At 65.1% G+C, this 7,199-nt stretch carries 8 protein-coding genes; all 8 read right to left on the bottom strand.

Annotated features, from left to right (window positions below):
• Nucleotides 1-709 (bottom strand): 5-dehydro-4-deoxy-D-glucuronate isomerase (kduI, locus tag RQH62_RS14685; RefSeq protein ID WP_311269471.1); only part of this gene is annotated, 709 nt, incomplete at its 3' end.
• Between the two features lie 95 nt (nt 710-804).
• Nucleotides 805-1,416 carry an LUD domain-containing protein gene (locus RQH62_RS14680; protein WP_311269470.1) on the bottom strand — a complete coding sequence of 204 codons (612 nt, stop codon included), beginning with the start codon at nt 1,414-1,416 and terminating at the stop codon, nt 805-807.
• Complete coding sequence (locus RQH62_RS14675; RefSeq protein ID WP_311269469.1) at nt 1,413-2,825, bottom strand: lactate utilization protein B; 1,413 nt, start codon at nt 2,823-2,825, stop codon at nt 1,413-1,415. The genes RQH62_RS14680 and RQH62_RS14675 overlap by 4 nt, the downstream gene beginning before the upstream one ends.
• Nucleotides 2,822-3,580 (bottom strand): (Fe-S)-binding protein, encoded by a 759-nt coding sequence (locus RQH62_RS14670; RefSeq protein WP_311269481.1) that lies wholly within the window; start codon nt 3,578-3,580, stop codon nt 2,822-2,824. Before RQH62_RS14670 ends, RQH62_RS14675 begins: the two co-directional genes overlap by 4 nt.
• Nucleotides 3,574-4,539 (bottom strand): alpha/beta hydrolase, encoded by a 966-nt coding sequence (locus RQH62_RS14665; protein WP_311269468.1) that lies wholly within the window; start codon nt 4,537-4,539, stop codon nt 3,574-3,576. The genes RQH62_RS14670 and RQH62_RS14665 overlap by 7 nt, the downstream gene beginning before the upstream one ends.
• Nucleotides 4,536-5,342, bottom strand: a complete 807-nt coding sequence (locus RQH62_RS14660; protein ID WP_311269467.1) for a rhamnogalacturonan acetylesterase — start codon at nt 5,340-5,342, stop codon at nt 4,536-4,538. The genes RQH62_RS14665 and RQH62_RS14660 overlap by 4 nt, the downstream gene beginning before the upstream one ends.
• Nucleotides 5,343-5,415: 73 nt before the next feature.
• Nucleotides 5,416-6,180 (bottom strand): SDR family NAD(P)-dependent oxidoreductase, encoded by a 765-nt coding sequence (locus tag RQH62_RS14655; protein ID WP_311269466.1) that lies wholly within the window; start codon nt 6,178-6,180, stop codon nt 5,416-5,418.
• 25 nt (nt 6,181-6,205) lie between these two features.
• The gene (locus RQH62_RS14650; protein WP_311269465.1) at nt 6,206-7,054 is read right to left on the bottom strand and encodes an IclR family transcriptional regulator; all 849 of its coding nucleotides are present in this window, start codon (nt 7,052-7,054) and stop codon (nt 6,206-6,208) included.
• Nucleotides 7,055-7,199: the final 145 nt, after the last annotated feature.

The following is a 7,199-nucleotide window of genomic DNA, read 5'->3' as shown; positions in this document are numbered from 1 at the left end:
CTTCCTCGTTCGCCATCACGATGTGCCGCATCGCCTCGCCCTCGCCCATATAGTGGAAGACGCGGTCGCTCGGCCCATCCAGCTCGAAATAGAAGTAGATCTCGCTGCGGCGTTCATGAATGTGCGGGGGCATGGTGTTCCACACCGAACCGGGCTTGAGCACCGTCAGCCCCATCACCAGCTGCGCGCTGTCGCACACGCCGGGGATGACCAGCTGAAAGATCGTCCGCTCGTTCGATTCCTCCAGGCTGCCGCGCTCCAGCGCATTGGCGTCGGCAATACCCAGCTTGCGGGTCTTGAAACCCTTGTGCGCCGGGCAGGAGGCCAGATAATAGCGCGCGCCGGCCCCGGCAAATTCCACATCCTTCGCGCCCATCGTCACATAGAGGCAATCCTTGTTGCCCAGCGTGAAGACTTCGCCATCGACCGTCACCGTGCCTTCGACACTGCCGACATTGACGATCGCCAGTTCGCGCCGCTCCAGAAAGGGATGGCCCGCCGCCGAGGCCGGCTCGCTCTGCGCAGGCAGCTTGACTGGCGCATCGACCACCGCCACGCCGCCGATCACGAACCGCTCGGCATGGGTATAGTTCAGCACGCACTCGCCATCCCGGAACAGCCCGCCGATCAGATAGCGATCCCGCAATTCCTCGTTCGACACGCACTCCATCATATCCGGATGCGTCGCATAATAGGTCTTCTCGAACATTGGGAATCTCCTCGGAACTTTGCGTCCTTATAGCGTCCGCTGCTCCGAAAGGAACCATTTATTCCCTGAATGTGGAATGAAGTCCCGACATGCGGTTATTGCTGACGCAGCAGGATGACATGCAGGAATCGCGGCCCATGCGCGCCGCGCACATAAGTGCCCTCGATATCGGTCGTGCCCGACACGCCGGTGATCCAGTAGTGCGCGCGCGGCTGTGCACCGGCCAGCGGCGCCGCCTCCAGATGAGCGGCAATGTCCTCCACCGGCAGCAGCACGATATGATGCAGCGCCAGGAAATTGGGCAGCATCGGCGCCTGCGGCGACGTCTCGAATATCAGCGATCCGCTTTCCGCAATCCCCTTGCGCGCGATCGCCAGCGCAGCCGCCTCGTCCGGCGCTGCGACGTCATGCAGGGTGAAACCGCACCAGTCACACGCGCTCAGCCGCGGATCGGGTGGCAGGCAAAGGGTGCGTGCCTCGCCCTGCGCATCCAGATAGCGGGCGACCGCCGCTGGCAGGTCGGCGATGCTGTCGATCGCATCATGGCTGGCGCTGACGCTGGGCAGGGCCAGCCGGGCGAGGAATTCTGCCTCCAGCGCACGCTCGTCCACCGCAGGCCGCTCCGGCGCGACCAGCAGGGCATCGGCCTCCGCCTTGTCCGGCGCAGCGCCCTTCAACCGGGCAAGGATGGCGTCCCGCGTGCTCATTGGCGGCGCTCCTTCTTATATTGGTTCATGAAGGTCTGCGGCGCAGGCTTGGGCATGTCGCGATAGCGCGTCCATCCCCCCGCCAGCGGCAGACGGCTGATCCAGCCCTTCGTCCCCAAAATCTGCATCGCCCGCACCGCAACGCCGGTGCCGAAGCGATACAGCGCGGGTCGCCGCGCCACCCATGCCCAAATCCCAAGCCCCCAGCGCATCGACGTCGGCTCCAGCCCCTCGCGCCAGCTCTTCTCCCGCCACCCGCGCAGCAGCGTGGGCAGGGGGATGCGGACCGGGCATACCTCCTGACATTTGCCGTTCAGCGTACAGGCGTTTGGCAGTTCCCGGCTCTGCTTCAGCCCGTCGAACACCGGTGTCAGCACGGCACCCATCGGCCCCGGATAGGTGCCCCCATAGGCATGGCCGCCAATCTGCCGGAACACCACGCAGTGGTTCATGCAGGCGCCGCAACGGATGCAGCGCAGCATCTCCGCCAGACCTTCCTCGCGCATCTTCGTGCGGCCATTGTCGACCAGCACGATATGCATCTCTTCCGGCCCGTCCCGGTCGCCCGGCCGCTTCGGCCCGGTATAGAAGGTCGTATATTGGGTCAGCGCCGCGCCGGTGGCGGATCGCGCCAGCATCCGCAGCATATGGATGGCATGCGGCATGCTCGGTACGATCTTCTCGATCCCCGCCGTCACGATATGCACGCGCGGCGGCACCAGCGACAATTCGGCATTGCCCTCATTGGTGACGGTGCAGATCGCGCCGGTGTCGGCCACGAGGAAATTCGCGCCGGAAATGCCGATATCCGCGCCCAGCATTTGCGTGCGCAATTCGCGCCGCGCGCTTTCCGCCATCGCGGCGATCGTTTCTTCCTCATGCGGGCTGCGATGCTTCGCCTTGAACAGCGCCGACACCTGCTCGCGCGTCTTGTGCATGGCGGGCCAGATGATGTGCGACGGCCGCTCATCGGCCAGCTGGATGATATGCTCGGCCAGATCTGTCTCGACCCGCCGGATCCCGGCCTCGGCCAGCGCATGGGGCAGGCCGATCTCCTCGCCCAGCATCGACTTGGATCGCGCGACGCTCTTCGCGCCCGCCGCCTTGCAGATGTCGATGACGATCCGGCACGCCTCGTCGGCGGTGCTGGCCCAATGGACCTTAGCACCCGCCGCGATGGCATTGGCCTCGAACTGCTCCAGATAGGCGCCCAGATGCGCGACGACATGATCCTTGATCGCCGCTGCTCGATCCCGCGCCGCCTCGAAATCCGGGAAGGCGTCGACCGCGACCGCCCGCTTGGCTTCCGCCGTCCCCGCCGTCCGTTCGACCGCAACCTTCAATATCCGATCGGCCAGCGCTGCGTCGGCACGCGCCTTGAACGTCGCGGTGTCGATGGCGGCGCTCATGCCTCTTCCCCGATCGCCGGCCCATCACCCATGCCGGCGATCAGTTCGATCGCGTGGAAGGCCCGCACCTTGCTGCCCTTGCGGTTCAGCTTCCCCGCCATGTTCATCAGGCAGCCCAGATCGCCCGACAGCAGCAGGTCCGCGCCGGTCGCGTCGATCGCATCGGCCTTCTCGCCGACGATCGCGTTGGAGATGGCGGGATATTTGACGCAGAATGTACCGCCGAAACCGCAACATGTCTCCTCGCCCGCCAACGGTGCGAAACGCAGCCCGTCGATCCCCTTCAGCAACCGGCGCGGCTGTGCCTTGATCCCCAGTTCGCGCAGACCCGAACAACTGTCATGATAAGTCGCTTTGGCATCCACTGCGACACCCTCGGGCCGCCATCCGCACACTTCGTCCAGATAGGCCATGACCTCGAACGTCTTGCCCGCCACCGCCTGCGCGCGCGGCAGCCATACCGGATCATGTTCGAACATCTCGGGATAATGGCATCGGATCGTCCCCGCGCACGATCCCGACGGCACCACCACCGCCTCATAGGGTTCCAGCGCCACGATCGTCTGCTTCGCCAGCGCCATCGCATGATCCCGATCACCGCTGTTGAGCGCGGGCTGGCCGCAACAGGTTTGCCCCTCCGGCACCACGACCTCGCACCCCGCCGCCTCCAGCGCGCGGATCGCGGCAAAGCCGATGCGCGGCCGCATCAGGTCGACAAGGCAGGTGACGAACAGGGCAACTTTACGAGTCATAATCCATGGCGTTTCGCGAAATTGAGGAACAGGTCGGGCCAGGGCGCCGGCGCGGCAGGGGCGGGCGCCAGGCCAAACCCATGATTACCGCTTTCAAACAGATGACATTCGGCGGCAATGCCGCGCGCGCGCAGCGACGCCAGCATCGCCAGGCTGTTTTCCGGCGGCACGGCGACGTCGTTCAACGCATGGGCCAAAAAGACGGGTGGCGTCTGCGCGCTGACATCCTGATCCATGGAATAGGCGCGCAAGCGCTCGGGCGAGGGCGCCTCGCCCAGCAATTGCATGCGCGACCCGGCATGGACGAACGGCTCCTCCATCTGGATCACCGGATACATATAGGCGGCCAGCGCGGCCTTGATCGGCTCGCGATCGCTGGCATCCATCGGCGCATAGCTCTCTTGCGGCGTACGGCTGGTCAGCCAGGCGGCCAGATGCCCGCCAGCGGAAAAGCCCATCACGCCGACCCGCTCCGGATCGAACTTCTCCTTATGGCCCAGCGCCCGTATCAGCCGCAGCGCGCGCTGCGCATCCTGTAACGGCGCTTCCGCGCCCGCCGCCCAACCATCACCCGGCATGCGGTAAACCAGCGAGAAACAGGCGTAGCCCGCTTCGGCCAGCCGGCGTGCGATCGCATAGCCTTCCTTGCCGATGGCGACGCGGGTGTAGCCGCCGCCGGGGATCAGCAACATCGCCGCGCCATTGGGCCGGGCGGGGCGCAACAATGTCAGCGTCGGCGTCGTCACATGCGAAAAAGCGGTGTCGTCGGTCGGGCTTTCGGGCTGGCGCAGCGTCTCGACCTCCCGCACCGTCACATGTTCGCCGCCCGGCGCCTTGCCCGGCCAGATCGGGAAGCGCTCGAACCCGGCCGGCAACGGAAAAGTCTGCGCCAGCACGGGAGAAGCGAGCGCCGCGCCGGCAATGCTGCCGGCCAGCAAGGTCCGTCGATCAATCGGGGTCATGGGCAATCGCTCCTTCCTGACGGTGTGGTGCGGGTGAGGGCAGGGCGATCGGCCAGCACCTTGGCCGATATGGGCAGGTTCAACGCCTTCAATCCGCCCGCCACCAGATTCGCGACCTGCCGACCACCCACTTCGCTGAAATGCGTATTGTCGGTAACGCCCTTGGGGAAGGCGGCGATGCCATCCTCGGCCCGATAATGAAGATAATAGGCCTTTGCAGCCTCCGGCCCCGCCCGGTCGAGCCAGCGACGCGACAGCGATTCAAGGTCGATCAGCGGCACATGCAGATCCTTCGCCAGCGCCCGCATCACGCCCGAATAATCGGGATAATCGGCCAAGGCCCTGCCATCTGCACCAAAGTTGCGCCGCGCGACCGGCGTCACCAGCACCGGAATCCCGCCCGCGCCGCGCACATCCCACACGAAGCGCATCAGGTTGTTGCGATAGTCGGTTGCGGCAGGTGCCCAGCGTTCCGGCTTGCCCCGCGCCTGGTCATTATGACCGAACTGGATCAGCACCGCGTCGCCCGGCAGCATGTCCGCCAGCAACAGCTTCCACCGCCCCTCCGACAGGAAGGTCCGGGTGGACCGTCCGCCCATGGCATGGTTGGCAACCCGCACGGCCGGCGACAGGCCGCAGGAAAGCATCTGCCCCCAACCCACCTGCGGATAACGTTCAGCGCCGTAACTGGCCGCCGTCGAATCGCTGGCGATCAGGATCGTGTCGCCCGGCCGCGTGGCATGCGCGGGCAGACCGGTGAGCAAACCGACGAGCAAGGCTGCGATCTTCGGGGCGATCCTCATGGAGCGGCGTCCTGTTCGGGCCCCTTCCCCACCCTGAAAGGAGCGGAGGAGGGGGCCAGAATTATTACCAGAATTACTGCAAATTCACATACATGCCGCCGTCGACCAGCAACGCGGCGCCGGTGACATAGGCGGCCATGTCCGACGCCAGGAACACGATCGGCCCGGCCAGATCCTCCGGCTGGCCCAGACGGCCGAGCGGCGTGCGCGCTTCCATATATTGGCGCTTCTCGACATCGGCCAGATCATCCTTGTTGATCTCGGTCAGGATGGTGCCCGGCAGCACGCTGTTGCAGCGAATGCCATGCTTGCCCAGCGCAATGGCCGTGGACTGCATCAGCGAATGTACGCCCGCCTTGGTCGGGGTATAATGGGTCTGATATTCCCCGCCGACCAGCGCGGAAATGGAGGATACCGCCACGATCGACCCGCCATGGCCTTGGCGAACCATCTGCTGCGCCGCCGCCTGCACCATGAAGTAAGCGCCGTGCAGATTCACCTTGAAGGTCCGCTCCACCACATCGACCGGCATGTCGAGAAAGCCGTGGAAAGGGCAGATGCCGGCATTGCTGACCATCACGTCGACCTTGCCGAACGCCTCGACCGCCTTGGCGACGAAGTCCTGCGCGGTCTGCGGATCGGCGACATCGCCCTTCACCGCGATCGCCCGCTGGCCCAGCGCCTCGATCTCCGCGACGCAGCTTGCGGCAGGACCATCGCTGTTCGCATAGTTGATGACGACATCGGCGCCATGCTGCGCCGCGCCGATGGCGGCGGCGCGGCCGATGCCGGTGGATGCGCCGGTGACGAGGACGGTCTTGCCTTCAAGCAGCTTCATGGGATCGCTCTTCCTTCAGATGATATTATCGCCGCACCGGGCGGCGGGGGGATTTGACGCCGGGGGTCCAGCCCAGGTCGGCGCTGATCTTCTGCGCAGTCTCGCGAACATCGATACTCAGGGCCTGCATGCGTGCGTCATCCATATATTGGGCGGCACTCGACAGGCTGATGGCGGCGATGATCGCGCCGGACGCATCGCGGATCGGCGCAGCGACACAGCGTATCTGGTCCTCATTCTCCTCCAGGTCGAAGGATCGGCCTTCGCCGACATAGCTGCGCATCCGCTCCAGCCATGTGCCATAGTCGGCCGCATGGGTGCCGGCTTCATATTCGGCATCGAACATCCGGCGCCACACCGGCTCTGGATCGTCCAGCAGCAACGCCTTGCCAAGGCCGGTGGAGGTGAGGGGATGGCGGTCGCCGATCCGGCTGGAAATTTCGACGCGACGCCGCCCCGGAATCTTGTCGAGATACAGCGCCTGTTCGCCGTCCAGCCGCCCCAGATGCACCACATCCTCGCTGGCGGCGGCCAGCGCTTCCAGATGCGGCCGGGCGATCTGCACCACGTCCGCCTGCGACTGCGCCAGAAAGCCCAGCTGCAACAGCTTGGGCCCCAGATGATAGCCTTCGCGCGGCAGGAAGGTCAGGAAACCCCGCTCCACCATCGCATTGGCCAGCCGATGGGTCGTCGACCGGGTCAGGCCCATACGCTCCGACAGGTCGGCCAGCTTGATCGGTCCGTCTATCACCTGGTCGAGCAGGTCCAGCCCACGGTGCAGCGTCTGCGACCCGCCCGCTTTCGCGGCAGCCTTATCCTCTCGCACCAAATTTTCCGACCCGTCCGATTCTGGGTTTGACGTTTTCTGTCTCATCTAATAACACTCTATCCCACAAAATGAGAAAAACAAGAGTGAAGGAGAGGCCGACCTGATTCCTCCGGTCCTGCCAAACTGACACTCTGGTCCGGCTCCCTGCGGCGCCTATCATATTGTGAAAGTTTTCGCCTGCCGTTCCCAC

Source organism: Sphingobium sp. WCS2017Hpa-17 (genome assembly GCF_031843765.1).
Classification (GTDB): Bacteria; Pseudomonadota; Alphaproteobacteria; order Sphingomonadales; family Sphingomonadaceae; genus Sphingobium.
The sequence above is the reverse complement of the archived record's forward strand: the minus strand, read 5'-3'. Positions and strand labels throughout refer to the sequence as shown.

What these genes read in the sequence shown, in the direction of transcription:
- RQH62_RS14680 (WP_311269470.1), bottom strand. Translation starts at nt 1,416, where the DNA reads ATGAGCACGCGGGACGCCATCCTTGCCCGGTTGAAGGGCGCTGCGCCG.
- RQH62_RS14675 (WP_311269469.1), bottom strand. Translation starts at nt 2,825, where the DNA reads ATGAGCGCCGCCATCGACACCGCGACGTTCAAGGCGCGTGCCGACGCA.
- RQH62_RS14665 (WP_311269468.1), bottom strand. Translation starts at nt 4,539, where the DNA reads ATGACCCCGATTGATCGACGGACCTTGCTGGCCGGCAGCATTGCCGGC.
- RQH62_RS14660 (WP_311269467.1), bottom strand. Translation starts at nt 5,342, where the DNA reads ATGAGGATCGCCCCGAAGATCGCAGCCTTGCTCGTCGGTTTGCTCACC.
- RQH62_RS14655 (WP_311269466.1), bottom strand. Translation starts at nt 6,180, where the DNA reads ATGAAGCTGCTTGAAGGCAAGACCGTCCTCGTCACCGGCGCATCCACC.
- RQH62_RS14650 (WP_311269465.1), bottom strand. Translation starts at nt 7,054, where the DNA reads ATGAGACAGAAAACGTCAAACCCAGAATCGGACGGGTCGGAAAATTTG.